The sequence below is a fragment of the Rhodococcus sp. KBS0724 genome, assembly GCF_005938745.2.
Classification (GTDB): Bacteria; Actinomycetota; Actinomycetes; order Mycobacteriales; family Mycobacteriaceae; genus Rhodococcus_F.
Window position 1 is genome coordinate 6,482,298 of the sequence record NZ_VCBX02000001.1, and the last position, 18,869, is coordinate 6,501,166.

An 18,869-nucleotide genomic window follows, 5' to 3' on the forward strand; every position below is an offset into this window, starting at 1 on the left:
TTCCCGTTCTCTTCGTTCGATCAGTGCGTCGGCGTCAGCCGGGTGCGGAGGCTGATCCATCCGGTTTCTGCCAGTCGTGGAGCCGCGATCGACAAACGGCGCCGCTGGGAAACGCGGGCTCGCTTGTGCAGCACGCGGTATCCGCTGTCTTCCACCGCACGCAGGATGTCGCCGTAAAGGACGAACGCCGTGCGCATCGCGGGGCGCACCATCGGATCGAGCATGTCGATCCCCGGTTCAGCCGTCCGGTACACCGCGCGAGTGTGTGCGATCAGATGCGCGAGAGCGCGCTCGAGTCGAACATCGCTGCGGCCGGTATCGCGGCAGTTCCGTAATAGATCTTCGTCGACACCAAAAGCATTCAGTTCATCGGTCGGCAAGTAGATCCGATCGCGATCGAGATCCTCGCCCATATCTCGGATGAAGTTGGTCAGCTGAAAAGCTTCACCCAGGGCCACCGCTGGTCCGGCGGCACTATCGCGATCTGCTTCGGTGCCCAGGATCGGGAGCATTTGCAGGCCGATGACAGCGGCGGATCCGTACATGTACTCGGACAGTTCAGCCATCGTGCGATACCGCGAGCGGAACATCGTGGTTCCCGGTATGTCCATTCGCATCGAGTGCAGGAAGGCGTAGTAGTACTCGTGTGAAATGTCATATCTTGCAGTGGTATCCACGAGAGCTCTGAGTACGAGATCGGCTCTGCTCTCCCCCAGCGGCTGTCCATCGAGCGCATTTCGGATGCGAGACTCGAACAAGTCCAACTTTGCGATTGCCCTACGATCGGCTTCGGTAGGCATCGTGTCGTCGCTGGAGGAAAGCGTTGGCACATAACCTGATTCGCTGTCGCCGGAATCCACGTCGACGATATCGTCGACCATCCGCGCAAACCCGTAAAGTGCATGCACTCCTGCGCGCTTGTCGGCCGGCAGAAGTCGGGTCGCGAGAAAGTACGTTTTGCCATGCTGCTCGTTCAGGTCACGGCACAGTCGATATGCGCCGTGGAGGCCCGGGTCGATCTTGTCGAGTTCACGCATGATCTACACCGACTTCGACGCGGCGAGCGGCAGACGACTGTGTATTGTTCGATCCTGTTATCCGCTCTGCAGCAAGCTTTCCCGAGATGAGAACCGTCGGCACCCCGACGCCGGGAGTGGTCCCTGAACCGGCGAGGACGACGTTACCGAGACCAGGAACAAGATTCTTGCGCCGGAAGGGCCCGGTCTGACGGAATACATGCGCCGACGAGAAGGGACTGCCGTCGAGCATTCCCTTGTCAAGCCAGGTTTGTGGGGTGTCGAGGTGATCGACAGACATCGACGAGGTCAGGTCGTGGTAGCCGCGCCGTTCCAATACTCCTTGAATTTCACGCATGTACGGAACCCCCAGCCGGTCCCAATCAAGCGGAGCGCTGGCAAGATTCGGGCAAGGAGCCAGGATCGAGATGGGTTCACTCCTGACTCCGTCACGAACCAGCTGCAGCGCTGGGTCCGTCACAGCTGGTCGTGTGATCAGGAGAGAGGGATCATCCATCAACTGCCCACGGCCGCGACGCGCGGTGATCCGCGCAAAGGTCTCCGTCCACTGTTCGCCAAAATCGATGGTGTGGTGAGATTTTGACGGCCACGACTGCGTCACATCCACCGGAACCGTGCCGTGAAAGACGACGGCTGACGGTGATACCACCGAATATCCGCGTCGCCGACCGGTAGACGGCGCACCCGCTTGGTCGAGCAACCGATCGACTACCGGTAAGTCCGGAGTCAACACGAGGGCATCGCACGCGAAACTCCGACCATCCGACGTCAAAACCTTTGTGACACGCTTGTTCTCGAGGTTCACCGCAGATACTTCGGCGCCGGTATGGAGCACTCCGCCGTTCCGGGTGAACGCGTCGGCCATCACCTCGGCGATTCTGGCCATGCCGCCCACCGGAAAGTAGACCCCGAGCGAGGTGTCCATGTGCGCAATGGCGCCGTATACGCCCAACGCCTTGGCGGGAGCCATTCCCGCGTACAGCGCTTGGAATGTGAAAATTCGTCGCAGTCGTTCGTCTTTCACAAACGATCCGACCCGCGGCCCCAGCCGACCGAAACCGCCCAGCCGAGCCAGAGTTGCAGTGTCTCGCACTGCCGATGGAGACGACACCAGATCGAGTGGCGAATCGAAATTCGAGTCCATGTACCGGTCGAACTCTGTGTCGAAGATCGACGCCAGCCACCGCCGAAGCTTGCGGTATCCGTCGGACTCGCCTGGACCGCATGTCCTTTCGACCTCTGCCGACATCGCCAGCGGATCCGAGTACACGTTGATGGAACTGCCGTCGGCGTACCGCGTGTGATAGCTGGGTGAAAGCTTCATCAAAGTGAGTGCAGGAGTGACGGAATCAAACGACTCACCTACTGCGGCCAACGCGTCGGCGATCAGATTCGGCATGGTGAGAACACTGGCACCGTTGTCGATGTCGTACAGGAATCGACCCGCGTCATCCTGCACCGGATAGGTACCGACGCGACCACCGACCGCGCTCTCGCGCTCGAGGACCGTGACACGCTTGCCCGCCCCGGTCAGATGGAGCGCAGCGGAGAGTCCGGCGAGACCTGCGCCGACAACAACAACCGAATCTACCTGCCCGCTCACTGATCTCATGATCGATCACCTGTCACAGTCGCTGCGTTCGAGACCGACATCAGGATTCTCATTTCTTCGTCGTGCTACTGAGGGTGGCCACGTCGATGGTCGGGGCGTTCAACGGTCGACTCTTCCATGACAGTTCGTTTCGCGCGAAACGTCGACGCGAATCGAGCACGAGAGTGGCAAAAATCGCAGCCGAAACCGGGTGGGCGCACGCCGCGGCGGCAGTCCGAGCCAGATCTGCGACGTCAGCCCTGCCGGCAGATTCGGATCGCGCGGAACACAGCCGAGCAGTGACCGCGGCAAGATAGCCGACGGTTCCCATCCGGCGTGTGCGGCCCGTTCCCACCAGAGCGGCAGCGGGAGGAAGAAGATATACGACGCTCACCCCCACCAGAGCGAGGGCGGTACCCACTCGTCCACCGAACGAGGACCACAACCACCGTGTGTAGCCCTCCCGGAGTTTGGGCCAACTGCGATACATCCGGCAGCTGACAAAGCCCGCACCCGAAACCAGAATCGTACGTTTGTGGTTGCGGCGAAGAGTTCGGGCTATGTCCAGATCCTCGGTGGAGCTGGACGCCACCGACTCGTGTCCACCGATTTCACGGTATGCGCCGGCATCGAACATCAGAAATTGGCCGCACGCCACCGCAAGCGATGGCCGCCAGGACCGGTTCGCCAACGGCACGGAAAGACTGGACATCCACGAAAAGGCAAGCAACGGCTGAACTAGATGCTCGACAAGGCTGCCCGATTCCTGTTCGGGCCACGGACACATCAAGGCTGCATCGTGCTCGCGGAGTACGGACACCGACGCCGCGATCGCATCGGGCGCCAACCTGACATCTGCATCGACAAAAACGATCACGTCTGGTCGGTCATCGAGACCGATATCGGCAAGGGTTCGACACGCTGCGGCTTTCCCCGTCCAACCAGGACTGGGTGGAGAGCACGTCGATACGACGGTGATGCGCGGATCGCCGTCGGCGGCGCGGCGGGCGGCAGCCAACGTGCCGTCACTCGAACCGTCGTCGAGGACGATCACCCGAAGTTCGCCCCCATAAGTCTGTTCCCGTAGATCCGCAATGAGCAGGGGCACGGTGGATTCCTCGTCGCGGGCGGGGATGCACACCACGACGCGATCGTGTGGCTTACCGGCGCCCGTTCGCCGTAAACGGGGCATGAACAGTGCGTTCCCGATCGACATCATCGCCGATAATCCGGCTAGCACCGTACCCGTCGCAGTCAGGTGATGCAGGATTCGTGAACCCGTAGAGGTCATACCGTCACCGAGTCCTCTCTGGGCTGCCAGGTCCACATCCACGCAAGAGGAATTCCCACAATACCCATCGCACAGAAGCCGTAGATCGCCGAATACTTCAATTCGTCGCCCTCGAGCAGCGCAGCATGGGCAAGTGCCGAGCCGAGCCACGTCCACATGAACAACACCACCGGCGCCGCATCCGACACCCGCGGCCCGTACTTGCTGCGGGTATCAAATCGCTTTCCGACGTACTCGATCACAACTGCCATTATCAGGGCGGTGGCGAACCAGCCCAGATAGTTCGTGAACGGAATCGACGGTATGCCGGGAAGGCCCGAATTGCCGGAGGTCCACGTCCACTGGCCGTCCGTCACCATCTGAGTATCCAGATAGAGATCCCAGCCGACCATCCCAGCAGCGGTGATGACGATTCGCTGGCTCGAGCGCCATTTCGGTGACGTGCGGGTGCGTTCGAGTACGTAACCCACCGCGCACCAGATCGGATAGAACCCGGCCGTCCATGCCAGTGGAACCACCGCCGGGACCCCCAGGATGTCAGGCCCCAACCGATCGGTGGCGTAGAAGTAGCTCCCAAAGGGGAAACCTGTTGCTGTGCCGATCATTTCGGCAGCCAGACCCAACCCTGCCGTGGCGGCGACCAGTACCAGGGTCCACGCCGGTCCCCGGGCGATCACCGCATGAACAATCGACGCGGCGGCCAGTAGAGCGACTACCGCAACCGTGACCCCGTCACGCGAATTTCCGCTGACCAAGGGATAGATGATCTGGGCGATCAGTGCGCACGCGACAAGTCCCCACACGAGAGGGATCCATCGACCCGAAGGCGTGGGAGCACCCATCACGATCGTTCATCGTTGGAAGCGCGCGGTTCCTGAGGTGATGTCTGCGCCACTTCGCGGGATGACCGCGGCTGACGACTCGCATCCATGAACATCTGCAGAAAGCCGACACCCGGATTGCTCGGGCGCGGATTCTCGCCTTCAGGCGAATCGGAAGCAGGGGTACCAGAAGAAGAAATAGACATTTCGGTCAGATTCCTGTGATCGTCGGCCGGAACTTCACGAGAGCTTGACGAACGGACTGTTGATCGACGGAAAATCGGCTTCTACCAGTGCATGCATGACACTCTGCCCTTCCTGTCAACACCGTCTCGACATCGTTGAGCACGGAGACGGTACACACCGTCTGCGTGGCATTCGTAGCCGGAACACACACGGATGGGAACTCGTGGAAAAAAGTTTTCGGCACGCGCCATCGTCTTCCGGAATCACCCGTTGGTTGGTTTCAGCGCAGCTCGCGCTGCAGTGAGAATCTCGTCCGAGACAGGCGAGCCCTTGGTAGCTCGTGAGAGGAGGATCGCTCCGACCATGGTGCATAGTCGCGCAATGCCATCCTGATCCTCGTCGGCCAAACCGTCGGCAAAACTACCGACACCGTGGGCGTAGACCCGACGGGCCTCGGAATCTTCGGGTTCGCGCGCGATGTCGACGGCAAGAGCCGCAGCGGGGCATCCATCTGCCGGGTTATCGCGATGCTCGGCGGACAGATAGGTGTCGATCAAAGACTGCTGGGCGGACTCACGTCGTTCCGCCTGCTGGTCCAACCCGGATTTGTAGGTCTGCGACAGTTCGGCAAATGCATAGGCGGTGGCCTCGTCGATGAGCGCCTCCTTCGATGCAAACTGCTTGTAGAAGCCACCATGGGTCAACCCGGACGCTTTCATCAGGTCGGCGACGCTGAGCTGGGTGCCCTGCTCCCGGAACAGGCGCGCGGCGGTTTTCACGACACGTCGACGGTTCTCTTCCGCTTGCTGTTGCGATACGCGGCCCATCAACCACACTTCCGTTTGGATTTCATTTGACATCTATCTTAGCGTGAATTTAGATTATATTCGTAATCTAAATCGGGAGACGTACCTCAACCCTGGGAGACATCATGGATCTGAACAATGCAGTTGCTGTCGTGACCGGCGCCAACAGGGGGCTCGGACGGCATCTGGCCGCAGGGCTCGTGGAGCGGGGAGCCAAGGTGTACGCAGCGGCGCGAAATCCGGAAACAGTCGATCTGCCCGGCGTCATCCCCTTGCAGCTTGACGTAACCGACCAGGAGTCGATCACGGCTGCCGCCCGCACCGCATCGGATGCGACTCTGCTCGTCAACAACGCAGGCATCTCCACCTCGACGCCGTTGGTTGCCGGCAGCATCGATGAAGTGCGCCGCGAGATGGACGTGAATTTCTACGGCCCACTCGCCGTGACCCGCGCCTTCGCACCTGTCATCGAAAACAACAGCGGGGGAACAGTTCTCAACGTGCTATCCGTACTGTCCTGGCTGCACCCCGCGGCACTCGGATCCTATGCCGCAGCCAAAGCAGCAGCGTGGGCGATGACGGACGCCGTTCGAGAAGAACTGGCGCCGCGTGGGATTGCCGTCTCGGCACTGCACGTTGCGTACATGGACACCGATATGGCGGCAGGTGTACCCGCCGAGCAGAAGATCGACCCAGCTGATGTGGCCGCACAGGCCTTGGACGGCATCGAGAAAGACCTACTCGAGATCCTTGCAGACGACACCACTCGGTATATCAAGCAAAATCTTGCGTTTGCACCGAATTCGGAGTAGCCGTCGCGCGTTATCGTGCAGCAATGCCACTTCCGTCAACTCTCGCATGGTCACATGTTCAACCTACGGTTGCGTACTGAAATCTTTGTGGGGCAGGCTTTCTTGTGTACTGATGACGAGCCGAGGTCGGAGAATCATGGGTCACTACAAGAGCAATGTGCGCGACATCGAGTTCAACTTGTTCGAAGTACTCGGGATCGGTGAACTGCTGGACGGTGGCGCCTACGGCGACCTCGATACCGATACCGTGCGCAACATCCTCGCCGAAGTCGCACGGCTTGCGGAGGGCCCCGTCGCCGCGTCCTTCGCCGATGCGGATCGGCACCCCGTCGAATTCGATGCACCGAACCACGCCGTCGTGGTCCCGGAACCGCTCCGCAAAACCGTCGCGGCCGTGAACGAGGCAGGCTGGTCGAGGCTCGGGCTCCCGGAGGGCATCGGTGGTGTACCTGCTCCGGCGCCGTTGGTCTGGGCAATCGGCGAAATGTTGGTCGCGGCAAACGGATCGGCGAGCTTTTTCAATATGGGCCCGCTGATGGCAAGCGTGCTCTACACCATCGGGAACGACCAGCAAAAGCATTGGGCGAAAGAAGGATTCGAACGCGGCTGGGCCGCCACGATGGTGCTGACCGAACCTGACGCCGGATCTGACGTAGGTGCGGGCCGGACAAAGGCAATCGCGCAGGACGACGGAACCTGGCATATCGAGGGCGTCAAGCGGTTCATCTCCGGCGGCGATGTCGGTGACACCGCCGAAAACCTCTTCCACCTGGTGCTGGCCCGCCCTGAGGGCGCCGGTCCCGGAACCAAGGGCTTGAGTCTGTTCTACGTCCCGAAGTTCCACTTCCAGCCGGAGACACTCGAACTCGGTGACCGCAACGGCGTGTACGTCACCGGCGTCGAGCACAAGATGGGCCTCAAGTCTTCCCCGACGTGCGAGCTCACGTTCGGGGCCACCGACGTACCCGCGGTGGGCTGGCTCGTCGGCGATGTGCACAACGGCATTGCCCAGATGTTCCAGGTGATCGAGAATGCCCGAATGATGGTGGGCACCAAGGCCGCTGGGACGCTCTCTACCGGGTACCTCAACGCCCTCGCCTACGCCAAGGAACGCGTGCAAGGTGCAGACCTCACCGAACTGACAAACAAAACCGCACCTCGCGTGACCATCACCCACCACCCCGACGTGCGACGCAGCCTGGCGATGCAGAAGGCATACGCCGAGGGGCTCAGAGCGGTCTACCTGTACACCGCAGCGCATCAGAATGCCGATGTCGCCGAGTTGGTTTCCGGTGCCGACGCCGAATTGGCGGCGCGAGTGAACGACCTACTGCTGCCGATCGTCAAAGGCGTCGGCTCCGAGAAGGCCTACGAGCTACTCACCGAGAGCCTGCAGACCCTCGGCGGCTCCGGTTATCTGCAGGATTATCCGATCGAACAGTACATCCGCGATGCAAAGATCGACACGCTCTACGAGGGCACGACAGCAATCCAGGCGCAGGACTTCTTCTTTCGGAAGATCGCCCGCGACCGTGGCGTTGCGCTCGCGCATGTAGCCGGTCAGGTGCGTCAGTTCATCGACAGCGGTGCCGGTAACGGCCGACTCAAGGCCGATCGGGTATTGCTCGAAACCGCCCTGAACGACGTCCAGGCGATGGCGGGAACACTGACCAGCTATCTGATGGCTTCCCAGGAGCAGCCGTCCGAGCTGTACAAAGTGGGCCTTGCCTCGGTGCGCTTCCTGTACGCAGTAGGCGACTTGCTGATCGCCTGGCGACTACTCGTCCAGGCAGAGGTGGCGTTGACTGCGTTGGACCATGGAGCGTCGGCAAAAGACCAGTCGTTCTATCGGGGCAAGGTCGTCATCGCGTCGTACTTCGCCAAGAACGTCCTGCCTATCCTGTCCTCGACGAAAGAAATCCTCGGCGCGATCGACAACGAGATCATGGAACTCGATGAGGAGGCGTTCTAGGAGAAAGCGCCGCAGTGTGCAAAACCTCCGTAGTGTGACGGAGATGGTGGAACATCAGATCAGTCTTGGAGCCGTGAACATCGAGGCCGCGAACCCGGGCGAACTGGCCGAATTCTGGTCCCTGGTCATCGGGTCCACGCCTTCCAGAAATGGCGAGAGCATCTACTTGCCGCCATCGAGCACAAGCGGATTCGCGATGTTCTTTCAGCCGTCGACGCGGCCGCGGGAGCACCAGGGTATCCATCTGGACCTCACAGTCCCGTGGGGCTCGCGGCAAGCGGAGGTCGAACGATTGGTAGCCCTCGGCGCAACTCATCGCTGGGACGTGCTCGACGAGGTGCCTCATGTTCAGTGGACAACCTTGGCCGACCCGGAAGGCAATCTCTTCTGCATTGCAGAACACCCGCCAACTGCGTGACGTTGAGCGTTCCTGCTTTCAGGCGTTACACGGGAGTGAAGCATGTACCTGCCCGAAATCGATTACGTCGACGTCTGGAGCTTCCCAATCATGGGACCGGACGCCGTAGACGGCGTCCCTGCGAAATTCGTTGATGCCTGCCAAGCTGTAGGCCGAGATCTGCAGTGCCGCTGGCACGGCCCTTCTACCTACATGCAGAACTGCGTGTGGACGGTGTCGACGCTCGATGACGGCTACTGCCACCTCGCGCTCGACGCCGGCCCGCGGCCACGGCATAAGACCGCGGGAACCAGCCCGCTGAAGGGCTTCAGCTTCGGAGTGCCCCACATCGAACAACCGACGCCGAAGCTGACAGCCCTGATCGCCGGAGAAGTCCAGGATCAGCTGGCCGGCGGACCTTCCTATGTGCAGTGGCCCATTGAAAAAAACCGATTGTTGATGCCGTCATTTCGAGACGGCCGCGCAGTATGGGTGGTTCGCAGCTCCGATCGAGTAGTCACCGAAATCGGCGCACTTGTTTGAGATGAGCACGCTGGCTGCGTGATTCAAACCAGATCGTCAACCGGCGACGGAATCTTGCTGGAACGGTACGAGTTTGCGTTCCGGGTCGGCCGCCAGAGACGCCAGTGTTTCGCGGACAGCCGGAACGGTAGATGGTCTTGTAGGTGACGAGCACCGGGCGACAACCGTTCGTCTGCAGGCAGGTTGAGCCACAGGGACAGTGAAGACGCAGCGTTGCCGAGGGTTGCGCGAATTCCCGATTCCCCCAACAGTCGGCCGTACCCGTCAACGGTGAAGCGACCGAATGCGTCCGGAGTGACATCGGGGTACGGAGCGCTGGCGCTCGGGTCGATAAGGCGAACGGACGTGCTGCAGGTCAGCGCAGCCAGGGAACGTCCGTAAGTTGTGACCGCACCGGTACGACGGCAATGAGCGCATCGAGCGCGTGATTCACGGATTCGGGTGGAACGTTCCATTCCGTCTGGGTCTGCGAACGTAAGCGCGGTCCGCCGAAGAGTTCGGTTGCGAGCGTTGACAACTGCTCCGTCGACGCCGGCGGTCCGCCTGTGTAGATCTCGAACCTCCACGACTGCGACGCCGGTTCGGTGCAGGCCTCGACGAACCTTTGCATGCGCTGAAATGCCTCGTCAGGCCGCTTGGCTCGCAGCGAGTGCGCACCACCTGCAGACCTGGGCAACCCGTCGTACGTCACTACCTCCGGCATTGCACTCCCACGACCGTGAACGCCGCTTTGGGCTCCCATCGTTGTTTACCGCGCCAGACGCGCTTCGAAGGCCGCCACCAACAGAGTCAATCCGTACTCGAACTCACGTTTGTGATCGATGTCGGCAAGATACTGTGCCGCCGCCCGGACATTCGGCAATCCGCCGTTCGCCAGAGCCTCGCTACGCGCGGCCGCGGTCGAGCCACTTCGCGAAGCGAGTGTCATAGCCGAATCAACTTCGCGCAGAAGCGTTCCGGTCATGAATGCCAGCATCGTACGAACTGCGTGGACAGCGTCCTCGGGTGAAGCGCCCGCGTTCATCAGCACCGACAACGCGGCATCGAGTGGCTCGAGCGTGGACAACGCCTCGATTGGTCTGGCAAGAATCAAACTCGCCGCTCGTGGGTGATTCGACAGCGCAGCATGACGAAACTCCCTTGCGATAGCAAGGATGTCATCCCCAAGCACACCCGTCGGCACCGGAACGACCATTCGCGCCAGAACACGCTCGACAACTGCGTCGAGCAGCGCCTCTTTGCCCGGGACATGGTTGTACAGACTCTTGGGATCAACACCGAGCTCGCGCGCAACCGTCCGCATGCTCACTGCTTCCGGACCACCGTCGTCGATCACTGACATCGCGGCATCGACGATGACTGAACGCGACAACCTCTCCCGCCCCGCAGGCGGCCTTCCACGCCGAATCGGCGAAACCGTCGCATCGCTCATAGTCGCCAGTATTGCACCTCTTGACATTTATACCCACGTCGTGGATAAAGGTGTGACGCACGATACCCACACTGTGGGTTTCATGATGCACAGCGGAGGCGACATGACGATCCAAGGCATAACAGCAACGGCGACCGACATCGGACGAAGAATCGATGTGCTGGATTTCGACGGACCTGGCGATCCAGGATCGAACCTCGAACTGGCGCGCGTCCGGGGCGCCGACTTCCGAAAAGAGTTCGCTGCAACGGGAACGCCGACGCAGGTCGACACATGTGACCTTGTCTCACTCCCCTACCCGACACGATTCGGGCTGTTTCGCGCATCACGCGCCGTCGCGCCTTTCCTCTCGATCACCAACCGCATGTTGGTCATTCGCTGGAATGACAGTGACGGCCGGCCTCGAGTTCTGCTCTTCGAACCCAGCGATGTCGAACTCGGACGCAACACCGCGTACTTCGCGGAACTGACCCGCCGCACGCCCACCATGATCGGCAACCGCATGGTGACAGAGCACGGGCGCGTCGTCGATCACCTCGCACGCCTCGGTATCGATCCGAGCGAGGTCGACTACCTCGTATTCGATCACTTGCACACACAAGACCTGCGCCGATGGGTCGGCACTTCCACCTTCCAAACAGATCTGGGCTGCCGCCCACCGGCGATATTCCCCAACGCGAAAGTCATCGTGCAGCGGGACGAGCTTCTGGCAATGTCCAATCTGCACCCGCTCCAGAAGCCGTGGTACCAAGCCGAGTCCTATACGGATCTGAATCCGAACGTATTCGCGCCGATCGACGGCTCAGTCCTGATCGGCCCGGGTGTCGCGTTGATCAAGACCCCCGGCCACGTCTTCGGGAATCAATCGCTGGTACTCAACACGTCCACCGGCATCTGGGCCAGCAGCGAGAACGTCATCGCCGCCGAATGTCTGACCCCCGAACATTCGACGATGCCGGGGATCGCGCGCTGGTCCACGCGATGGCAACAAGAAGTCGTGCTCAACGCAAACACCATCGAAACGACTGCACATCAATACAACTCGGTCATCCTCGAGAAGGCGATCGTCGATCGCAGCCAGAAAGACTCGCGCTTTCTCCAGTTCTTCCCCTCGAGCGAACTCACCCCGACGTGGACCGCTCCGGGAACGAAACCGACCTTCTCGCACCAATCCATTACGCATCGCGCCTGAAACAGGAGATCCCATGTCACGCTTCACGCTCCCTCCCGAAGACGTACTCCGCGCACGAGAGAAATTGGTGCTGGACCACTTCCACGACGAGGTCCGCCAAGACTGGGACGACGTCCTCGAGACGTTCCCACACCCTCACTACGAACTGATCGCCGGCATGATCGTGCATGACGGTGACGCCGAAGTGCGCGGCTACTACAACGACACACGCGTGGCGTTTCCCGACCAGGACCACGAAATCATTGCCTTCCGCCACAGCGTTGACGCCGTCATCGTCGAATTCTGGCTTCTGGGAACACAACTGGGACCGTATGGAAAGATCCCACCCACGGGAGGCAAACACCGCACCCGCATGAATGCCTACTTCATCTTCGACGAAGACGAAAACCTCGTGATCGAACGAATCTACTTCGACCGGCTCACTGTGTTGTCACAACTCCTCGGGACGTTGGACAAGAAGAACCCCAAAGATCTACTGACGCTGGGACGGGCAGCGGTCGGCCTGCTGTCCATGTCAGGCGACGCCCCGGATCCTCGCCTGACGAATACCACCGCCCCCGACCTGTCCCACTGACACGCTCACAACACAGGAGAACCAGACATGCGCGCACTCATCGGTGGACTCGACGACAACTGGGCCATGAAGAAGGACAGTGACATTCCGGAGATGAAGCTCGGCGCCCTTCGCGTCCGAGTGATGGCTGCGGCCTTGAACCGGGCCGATCTGTACATGCTCGAAGGAACATACAACCCGAACATGAAGCAGGGCGACGTCTACCCGGCAGGGATGGAGTACGCCGGCGTCGTCGAAACCTCCAGTCCACTCGCTCCGCACCTCCCCGTCGGCACCCGCGTCATGGGAGTCACCATGGGCGCCTTCGCCGACTACGCACTCTGCGACCCGCGCATGGTCCTCCCTATCCCCGAACACCTGTCGTTCGAAGATGCCGCCGCTCTACCGGTCGCGCTTGCAACCGAGAATGACGCCCTCACCCGGGCAGGATTCTCGGCAGGCCAAAGTGTTCTGGTCGTTGGTGGAACGACGGCGATCGGGCTCAGCGCGATTCAACTCGCCAAGGCTCTCGGAGCCGGCACGGTCATCGCAACTACGACACGTTCGGACAAGAAACAACTTCTGCTGGATCTGGGAGCCGACGTTGCAATCGACACGGCCACCGAAGATCTCACCCAACACGTACTCGACGCTACCGAGGGCGCGGGAGTCGACATCGTTCTGGACCACGTCGGCGGCGAACTGTTCGGGCGCCTACCCGCCGCCACCAAGGTCGGCGGATCAATCGTCAATATCGGCCGTCTGGCTGGACCTGCGACCGCCCTCGATCTCGATCAGGTGGCGCTACGACGGATCAACATCATCGGAACCACTTTCAGCGTCCGTACCCAGGACGAACTCGCCGAAGTCTGCAGTGCACTGAACGCAGAAGTCATGCCGGCCGTGGCTGCCGGAAAAATCACCCCTCACATCGACCGTGTCTATGCGGCGGAGGACGCACACGACGCTGCAGAACGGCTGCGCGCCAACGCCGCCCTGGGCAAGATCGTGCTGTCCTTCGCGGAGAATGGGCCCAACGACGAATCACAGCGAGCACCGGTCGCTAACTTTTTCGGAAGCATTGCGCAGCTCGGCTACGTTGTTCGCGACATCGATGCATCCCTGGAAGGGTTTGTTGCATCAGGTATCGGACCGTGGTTCCTCCTTCGAGGTGTGCAACCGGAAAACTTCACATACAAAGGAGTTTCGTCGGCAATGGCAATGGATGTCGCGGTCGCCAACAGCGGCGACATCCAGATCGAGGTCATCTGCCCCGTCAACGACGAGCCGTCGATGTACCGGGACTTCCTCGAGGCCGGCAACGAAGGCCTCCAACACTTTGCCTACTGGTCATCGGACTTCCAGACGCTGTACGACAAAGCCATCGCCGCAGGCTTCACCGTCGGCCAAGAAGGCCAACTCGGCGGCCCTACAGGACGATTCGCCTACCTCAACACCGAACACCACCCCGGCACCTGCGTCGAGATCTCCGACCTCGGTGGAGCAAAAGCCCAACTGTTCGACTACGTCAAGCTCGCGGCAGCTCACTGGGATGGATCCAATCCCCTACAGGTCATCGACCCCAACATGCTAGCGGCACACTGATGCGAGTCCACCACATCAACTGCGGCACAATGCATCCACGACGCACACCCGACGGTCTCGTGTGTCACGTGATCGTCGTGGAGACCGACAACGGCCTTGTTCTCGTCGATTCCGGCTTCGGACTGCAAGATGCCGTCGACCCGAAGAACCGCTTCGGACCCGCACGGTTCTACGTCCGCCCTATCTTCGATCCCGAGGAGACAGCTCTCCGGCAGCTACCCCGCCTCGGTCTCGATCCCGCTGACGTCCGACACATTGTGTTGACTCACTTCGACGCAGACCACGTCGGAGGACTATCGGACTTTCCCGATGCTCACGTCCACCTCACCACCGCCGAGGCGACCGCAGCGCTGCATCCACTCACAGCCACCGAGAAACGGCGATACCTCCCTGCCTTACGGGCGCACCATCCACGACTGACCCAGCACTCGTCGCTGCGAACCGACACGTGGAAAGGCTTCGCCGGTGCGACCGAACTGAGCGACATCTCACCCGGCATCGTCCTCGTCAACCTGCCCGGACACAGTCGAGGGCACGCCGGCGTCGCCGTGGATGCAGGCGACCGTTGGGTACTGCACGCCGGCGATTCCTTCTACCATCACGGCCAAGTCGACGGCACAGTCAAGCCGCCCTTGGCATTACGGATGATGGAACGAATCATTGCCCAAGATTGGGAACGAGTACAAGCCAATCACGAACGCCTCGAGGAGATATGGACGGCAAAGGACCCCAACCTGGTCCTGGTCAACGCCCACGACCCAACACTCCTGAAGACTGCCCAATTACGCAACGGTCGCTAGTCGACTGGAGCCCAGGAACGGAGTGGAGATATCAGTAGTTGGCCAATCGCGTGAGCACTGCCGCTGCTGGTTCCACGGTGGCGTGGCGGTAGCCGGTGCCGGCCCACAGGTGCATTCGCTCCGGATCACTGTGGGCCACCGCAGCTTTACGCATCGGGTTGGTCAGGTGATGGATGGCCGGATATCCGATCGGCGCCTGTGCGTCGTAACGGTCGATGAACTCGTTCCGGAGAGCACGAGCGGGACGACCCGTGAAAGCGCGTGTAACTACGGTGTTTCCGCGAGAAGCGTCGGCCAGAGCTGCCTTGTGAGTAGCCGAAGCGCCGCTCTCCTCGGTACGCAGCAGCACAGTACCGACTACCGCGGCCTCTGCTCCGGCGCGTAATGCCGCTGCGACGTCGGCGGAGGTCGCCAATCCACCAGCCGCCAACAGTGGAACAGCCGTGCGACGGCGGATCTGCGCGATCAAGTCAGCGATCGGCACGTCAGCCGGAATCTGCTGGGGCGTCAACGTTCCGGAGTGGCCACCAGCGGCAGACGCTTGGGCGACAAGGAGATCAGCCCCTGCATCGACGGCAAGGTCGGCCTCATCCGCAGAGGTTACCGTCAGTACGACAAGAGAGCCAGCAGCACGCAGCGCCTTGATCACCGCGGGCCCAGGAATGCCGAAAGTGAAGCTGACCACCGGAACCGGGTTGGCCAGGAGCAGATCGATCTTGTCCTCGAAATAGTCGTCGTCTTCGACCGGTTCGCCCTGGGCAAGAATGACGCCGTAACGATCCGCCTCGACCTGGATCGCCCTGGCATAGGTTCGGAAAGCGTCGGCGTCGACCGGCACCGGGTTGGGCGCAAAGATATTGACACCGAACGGAACTCCCTCGGTGCGCACAGTGTCGATCTGGTCGGCCAGGGCCTGTGGCGTCTTGTATCCGGCGGCGAGGAAGCCGAGACTGCCAGCACGAGAGGCGGCTGCGACAAGAGCCGGTGTTGACGCACCGCCTGCCATAGGGGCCCCGATGACGGGCACCTTCAGATTGAGATCGTTTGTGAGTGCACTCATTCGAACATCTCCAGTCCTACGACGGATAGTGCTCCGGCGGTTTCATCATCTGACATCAAAAACTACCTCCTCATTCGGCGTGGCCGTCCGAGGGTCCGCCTCGAGATCGGAAAGGAATCGGAACCGCACTGCTGCGGCAGCGACTGCCACGGTCAGGACGACGGCCGGAGTCGGTCGAGAAGGTGGCGCCAGACCTTGGAGCAAGTCGAGTACCTGTTGCCTGAAGTGGCCGGTGCGTCATGGCGACAGATCCACGCATCCGGACCTGACACTGCCGAAATACCGGGTGGGGGCGTGCTGTCACGGATCGGGTGGTCTTCTGATCCCGTTTCGCCTTCTCGACGTTTAACCGTCGATCTCAGGCGTGTCCTCACCGCTCCGCCGCCGTGCAATGATTGCGCCGTGGGGCCGGTAACCGCTCCCCGTTCGAGTATATGTCTCGATCACTTCGAAGCCCGCCGTGACCAGTACTTGGCTGAGTTCGGCCACCGACCATCGATAGCCAGTCGTCGCCGCGTGATCAAAGGCCTCTACGGTTGCGCCGTTGAAGAAGCCAACCAGCAATCCACCACCGGGACGAATCACGCGTGCGAATTCCGCGATCGGCACCTCGATATCGTGCGGATTGTGGTGGATGAGCGAGTACCAGGACAGCACGCCACCCATTGATTCTGTCGCGGCGTCCAATGCTTCGAATGCCCCGACTTCGAAGGAAAGATCCGGGTACTGCACGCGGGCTCGTTCAACGAATTGAGGAACCAGATCGATCCCGCTCACAACCAGTCCGCACTGGGCCAAGAAGTCTGTCCACTGCCCCGGCCCGCACCCAGCATCGAGCACGGCACCTGTCAGGGTGGTGGCCCAGCTGGCCATCAGTGCCTGATCGGATGGGTGCGTCGAATCTATGGAGCCGAAGAGATCCATGTACTCCTGAGATCTGGCCGAATACGACTCTCGGACGACATCGCGGTGCATTTCTCTCGAGTTCTCCACGTCGCCAATGATCGTCGATGTGCACCGATCTTCAACGGCAACGCGCCGATCGGAACGAATCCTCCTGCCGCCCTTCAGATCATGCTTCTTATGTCTACTTGTTCTCTCCGTTCGCGCCGCCATTGCGTGCTTCGATCGCCTCGATGGACTTCGTGAACTGCTTTCCCAGCACGCGGGTACCGAAAAGCCCGAGTACTGATGCAAGAAGCCGTCCCTTCAGGTTCTTGCCATCGCGGACCACGACGGCATCTACGTCGGTAATCCCCGTGGGCTGCTGCGTGAGCGTGTAGGTGTGGCCTGAGGCACCGCCCCACAAGTTGGAGTCGGTGGTCGTCATCACGACGCGATGTGGGTCGGTCCAGTCGTAGTGCAGGCGTTCCCAGATGCCGCTAGAGCCCTCCGTGACATCAGCGTCATGCGGGCCTTCGTGGTGCACTTTGAGGTAGCTGTCTGCGCTGCGGCCGAAGATTTCCTCGCGCCCCGGGCCGAAGTCGGTCAGGCCGGCAAGAACCTGCTCTGGCGTCGCGGTGGTCGTCTCGTGAAGATGGATCGTGGTCATGGCGCCTTCCTTGAACTTGGAAAATCCGCTCCGGTCCCAAAACCGAAAGGTGACTCATCCAGCACACCACTCTCGCGAGCGTTGCGAAAGAGGGCAGCCATCCAGAGGTACGGCAGCTCGGTCACCGATCTCACTGGAGACAGCGATGCAAGATCTGCAGACACCACCCGGCAAAAAGCTTCACATCTACTGCAAATGTAGTAGTCGAAGTTGATCCATCTGGACGATTCGCGCTTCGGATGTGCGCGGCATCATCGGTAAGGCAACCGCAGCGCACGAGTGAGTGGGACAGCGCGCAGAAGCGCCCGTGCAGGCAGACAATCCACCTGAGGAGTGACCGATGGCCGCCGAGATACCCGAAGCACCGATCCCCGACACACCCAACGCCCGCCGCTACGAAGGCAAGGTCGTCTTCATCACCGGAGCAGCCCGCGGGCAAGGCCGCGCCGAAGCAGTCCGCTTCGCCGCTGAAGGCGCAGACATCATCGCCCTCGACATCTGCGCAGACCTGCCCACCACCGAATATGCCGGCGCCACAACAGAAGACCTCGAGGAAACAGTGCGGCTGGTCAAGCAGCACGGCCGGCGGATCATCACAAGCATCACCGACATTACCGATTTCGACGCCCTCAAAGCCGCGGTCGAACACGGAGTCGGCGAACTGGGCAGACTCGATGTGGTCGTCGCCAATGCAGGCATGACCACCGCCTCCCTGTCCTGGGAAATCGACCTCGATCACTGGCATGCGACCATCGACAACAACTTGCACGGTGCCTTCTACACCGCCAAAGCGACGGTGCCTATCTTGATCGAACAGGCGACCGGCGGCGCAATCGTCTTCACAAGTTCGGTCGCCGGACTGAAAGGCCTTCCGTTTCTCGGTGACTACGCAGCGGCCAAGCACGGGGTAACAGGCCTGGCGAAGACGATGGCCAACGAACTGGCGAAATATCGAATTCGCGTCAACACCGTCCATCCCCACGGCGTCGCTACCGGTCTCACAGTCCCTGAACTGCATCAAAAGATGGAGACACGCCCGGACCTCGGATTGCTTTTCATGGGAAGCCTTCCCGACCAGGTCAGCCAGTCCGAAGACATCGCAGCAGCCGTCGCCTGGATCGCGTCCAACGAAGCCCGCCACGTCACCGGCATCCAACTGCCCGTAGACCTTGGACGCACCAACCGCTGACGGTCGGCGTACCACCGACAGTGTTGTGGT

The 18,869-nt window shown here is 61.1% G+C and carries 19 protein-coding genes; 9 read left to right on the top strand and 10 right to left on the bottom strand.

Features of this window, described 5'->3' with window-relative positions:
* Positions 1–20: 20 nt before the first annotated feature.
* From FFI94_RS29905 to FFI94_RS29925, 5 genes are all read right to left on the bottom strand, one after another.
* A complete protein-coding gene (locus FFI94_RS29905; RefSeq protein ID WP_138871030.1) occupies positions 21–1,037 on the bottom strand; it encodes a phytoene/squalene synthase family protein in 1,017 nt (338 codons plus the stop codon).
* Complete coding sequence (gene crtI / locus FFI94_RS29910; protein WP_138871031.1) at positions 1,030–2,649, bottom strand: phytoene desaturase family protein; 1,620 nt, start codon at positions 2,647–2,649, stop codon at positions 1,030–1,032. Before crtI ends, FFI94_RS29905 begins: the two co-directional genes overlap by 8 nt.
* A gap of 49 nt (positions 2,650–2,698) precedes the next feature.
* The gene (locus tag FFI94_RS29915; protein ID WP_260684431.1) at positions 2,699–3,919 is read right to left on the bottom strand and encodes a glycosyltransferase family 2 protein; all 1,221 of its coding nucleotides are present in this window, start codon (positions 3,917–3,919) and stop codon (positions 2,699–2,701) included.
* Entirely contained in the window at positions 3,916–4,761 is an 846-nt protein-coding gene (locus tag FFI94_RS29920) for a carotenoid biosynthesis protein (protein WP_138871032.1), read from the bottom strand. The genes FFI94_RS29915 and FFI94_RS29920 overlap by 4 nt, the downstream gene beginning before the upstream one ends.
* 428 nt (positions 4,762–5,189) lie before the next feature.
* Positions 5,190–5,786 (bottom strand): TetR/AcrR family transcriptional regulator, encoded by a 597-nt coding sequence (locus FFI94_RS29925; protein ID WP_221937776.1) that lies wholly within the window; start codon positions 5,784–5,786, stop codon positions 5,190–5,192.
* A 71-nt stretch (positions 5,787–5,857) separates the two neighbouring features.
* On the opposite strand from FFI94_RS29925, the gene FFI94_RS29930 reads away from it, so the two are divergent.
* The 4 genes from FFI94_RS29930 to FFI94_RS29945 all read left to right on the top strand — a co-directional run bounded on the left by FFI94_RS29930 (position 5,858) and on the right by FFI94_RS29945 (position 9,456).
* Positions 5,858–6,544, top strand: coding sequence for an SDR family oxidoreductase (locus tag FFI94_RS29930; RefSeq protein WP_138871033.1), 687 nt, complete (start codon positions 5,858–5,860; stop codon positions 6,542–6,544).
* 136 nt (positions 6,545–6,680) lie between these two features.
* Positions 6,681–8,516 (top strand): acyl-CoA dehydrogenase, encoded by a 1,836-nt coding sequence (locus FFI94_RS29935; protein WP_138871034.1) that lies wholly within the window; start codon positions 6,681–6,683, stop codon positions 8,514–8,516.
* 43 nt (positions 8,517–8,559) lie between these two features.
* Complete coding sequence (locus tag FFI94_RS29940; protein ID WP_138873498.1) at positions 8,560–8,934, top strand: VOC family protein; 375 nt, start codon at positions 8,560–8,562, stop codon at positions 8,932–8,934.
* A gap of 42 nt (positions 8,935–8,976) precedes the next feature.
* Positions 8,977–9,456: a hypothetical protein gene (locus tag FFI94_RS29945; RefSeq protein ID WP_138871035.1), complete on the top strand. Its 480-nt coding sequence runs from the start codon at positions 8,977–8,979 to the stop codon at positions 9,454–9,456.
* Positions 9,457–9,811: 355 nt separating this feature from the next.
* Here the strand turns inward: FFI94_RS29945 and FFI94_RS34430 are convergent, their stop codons facing one another.
* Both FFI94_RS34430 and FFI94_RS29955 read right to left on the bottom strand, forming a co-directional pair.
* Positions 9,812–10,159: a hypothetical protein gene (locus tag FFI94_RS34430; RefSeq protein ID WP_260684432.1), complete on the bottom strand. Its 348-nt coding sequence runs from the start codon at positions 10,157–10,159 to the stop codon at positions 9,812–9,814.
* 45 nt (positions 10,160–10,204) lie between these two features.
* The gene (locus tag FFI94_RS29955; protein WP_138871036.1) at positions 10,205–10,888 is read right to left on the bottom strand and encodes a TetR/AcrR family transcriptional regulator C-terminal domain-containing protein; all 684 of its coding nucleotides are present in this window, start codon (positions 10,886–10,888) and stop codon (positions 10,205–10,207) included.
* A gap of 103 nt (positions 10,889–10,991) precedes the next feature.
* On the opposite strand from FFI94_RS29955, the gene FFI94_RS29960 reads away from it, so the two are divergent.
* The 4 genes from FFI94_RS29960 to FFI94_RS29975 are packed head-to-tail and all read left to right on the top strand — an operon-like array spanning position 10,992 to position 15,038.
* Complete coding sequence (locus FFI94_RS29960; protein WP_138873499.1) at positions 10,992–12,080, top strand: hypothetical protein; 1,089 nt, start codon at positions 10,992–10,994, stop codon at positions 12,078–12,080.
* Between the two features lie 13 nt (positions 12,081–12,093).
* On the top strand, positions 12,094–12,654 hold the full coding sequence (locus FFI94_RS29965; RefSeq protein ID WP_138871037.1) for an ester cyclase: 561 nt from the start codon (positions 12,094–12,096) through the stop codon (positions 12,652–12,654).
* Positions 12,655–12,681: 27 nt separating this feature from the next.
* On the top strand, positions 12,682–14,238 hold the full coding sequence (locus FFI94_RS34435) for a zinc-binding dehydrogenase (RefSeq protein ID WP_138871038.1): 1,557 nt from the start codon (positions 12,682–12,684) through the stop codon (positions 14,236–14,238).
* On the top strand, positions 14,238–15,038 hold the full coding sequence (locus FFI94_RS29975; protein WP_138871039.1) for an MBL fold metallo-hydrolase: 801 nt from the start codon (positions 14,238–14,240) through the stop codon (positions 15,036–15,038). The genes FFI94_RS34435 and FFI94_RS29975 overlap by 1 nt, the downstream gene beginning before the upstream one ends.
* 31 nt (positions 15,039–15,069) lie before the next feature.
* Here FFI94_RS29975 and FFI94_RS29980 read toward each other — a convergent pair whose 3' ends face one another.
* From FFI94_RS29980 to FFI94_RS29990, 3 genes are all read right to left on the bottom strand, one after another.
* Positions 15,070–16,098 (bottom strand): nitronate monooxygenase family protein, encoded by a 1,029-nt coding sequence (locus FFI94_RS29980; RefSeq protein WP_138871040.1) that lies wholly within the window; start codon positions 16,096–16,098, stop codon positions 15,070–15,072.
* 345 nt (positions 16,099–16,443) lie between these two features.
* Positions 16,444–17,073, bottom strand: a complete 630-nt coding sequence (locus FFI94_RS29985; protein ID WP_138873500.1) for a class I SAM-dependent methyltransferase — start codon at positions 17,071–17,073, stop codon at positions 16,444–16,446.
* A gap of 112 nt (positions 17,074–17,185) precedes the next feature.
* Positions 17,186–17,650: a hypothetical protein gene (locus tag FFI94_RS29990; RefSeq protein ID WP_138871041.1), complete on the bottom strand. Its 465-nt coding sequence runs from the start codon at positions 17,648–17,650 to the stop codon at positions 17,186–17,188.
* Between the two features lie 340 nt (positions 17,651–17,990).
* On the opposite strand from FFI94_RS29990, the gene FFI94_RS29995 reads away from it, so the two are divergent.
* Positions 17,991–18,839: a mycofactocin-coupled SDR family oxidoreductase gene (locus tag FFI94_RS29995; protein ID WP_138871042.1), complete on the top strand. Its 849-nt coding sequence runs from the start codon at positions 17,991–17,993 to the stop codon at positions 18,837–18,839.
* Positions 18,840–18,869: the final 30 nt, after the last annotated feature.

Bases quoted from the DNA above. Each gene is read 5' to 3' on its own strand.
- FFI94_RS34435 (WP_138871038.1), top strand. From the start codon at position 12,682: ATGCGCGCACTCATCGGTGGACTCGACGACAACTGGGCCATGAAGAAG.
- crtI (WP_138871031.1), bottom strand. From the start codon at position 2,649: ATGAGATCAGTGAGCGGGCAGGTAGATTCGGTTGTTGTTGTCGGCGCA.
- FFI94_RS29905 (WP_138871030.1), bottom strand. From the start codon at position 1,037: ATGCGTGAACTCGACAAGATCGACCCGGGCCTCCACGGCGCATATCGA.
- FFI94_RS29965 (WP_138871037.1), top strand. From the start codon at position 12,094: ATGTCACGCTTCACGCTCCCTCCCGAAGACGTACTCCGCGCACGAGAG.
- FFI94_RS29945 (WP_138871035.1), top strand. From the start codon at position 8,977: ATGTACCTGCCCGAAATCGATTACGTCGACGTCTGGAGCTTCCCAATC.
- FFI94_RS29980 (WP_138871040.1), bottom strand. From the start codon at position 16,098: ATGAGTGCACTCACAAACGATCTCAATCTGAAGGTGCCCGTCATCGGG.
- FFI94_RS29920 (WP_138871032.1), bottom strand. From the start codon at position 4,761: ATGGGTGCTCCCACGCCTTCGGGTCGATGGATCCCTCTCGTGTGGGGA.
- FFI94_RS29985 (WP_138873500.1), bottom strand. From the start codon at position 17,073: ATGCACCGCGATGTCGTCCGAGAGTCGTATTCGGCCAGATCTCAGGAG.
- FFI94_RS29975 (WP_138871039.1), top strand. From the start codon at position 14,238: ATGCGAGTCCACCACATCAACTGCGGCACAATGCATCCACGACGCACA.
- FFI94_RS29955 (WP_138871036.1), bottom strand. From the start codon at position 10,888: ATGAGCGATGCGACGGTTTCGCCGATTCGGCGTGGAAGGCCGCCTGCG.
- FFI94_RS29960 (WP_138873499.1), top strand. From the start codon at position 10,992: ATGACGATCCAAGGCATAACAGCAACGGCGACCGACATCGGACGAAGA.
- FFI94_RS34430 (WP_260684432.1), bottom strand. From the start codon at position 10,159: ATGCCGGAGGTAGTGACGTACGACGGGTTGCCCAGGTCTGCAGGTGGT.
- FFI94_RS29915 (WP_260684431.1), bottom strand. From the start codon at position 3,919: ATGACCTCTACGGGTTCACGAATCCTGCATCACCTGACTGCGACGGGT.
- FFI94_RS29930 (WP_138871033.1), top strand. From the start codon at position 5,858: ATGGATCTGAACAATGCAGTTGCTGTCGTGACCGGCGCCAACAGGGGG.
- FFI94_RS29935 (WP_138871034.1), top strand. From the start codon at position 6,681: ATGGGTCACTACAAGAGCAATGTGCGCGACATCGAGTTCAACTTGTTC.
- FFI94_RS29925 (WP_221937776.1), bottom strand. From the start codon at position 5,786: ATGTCAAATGAAATCCAAACGGAAGTGTGGTTGATGGGCCGCGTATCG.
- FFI94_RS29940 (WP_138873498.1), top strand. From the start codon at position 8,560: ATGGTGGAACATCAGATCAGTCTTGGAGCCGTGAACATCGAGGCCGCG.
- FFI94_RS29990 (WP_138871041.1), bottom strand. From the start codon at position 17,650: ATGACCACGATCCATCTTCACGAGACGACCACCGCGACGCCAGAGCAG.
- FFI94_RS29995 (WP_138871042.1), top strand. From the start codon at position 17,991: ATGGCCGCCGAGATACCCGAAGCACCGATCCCCGACACACCCAACGCC.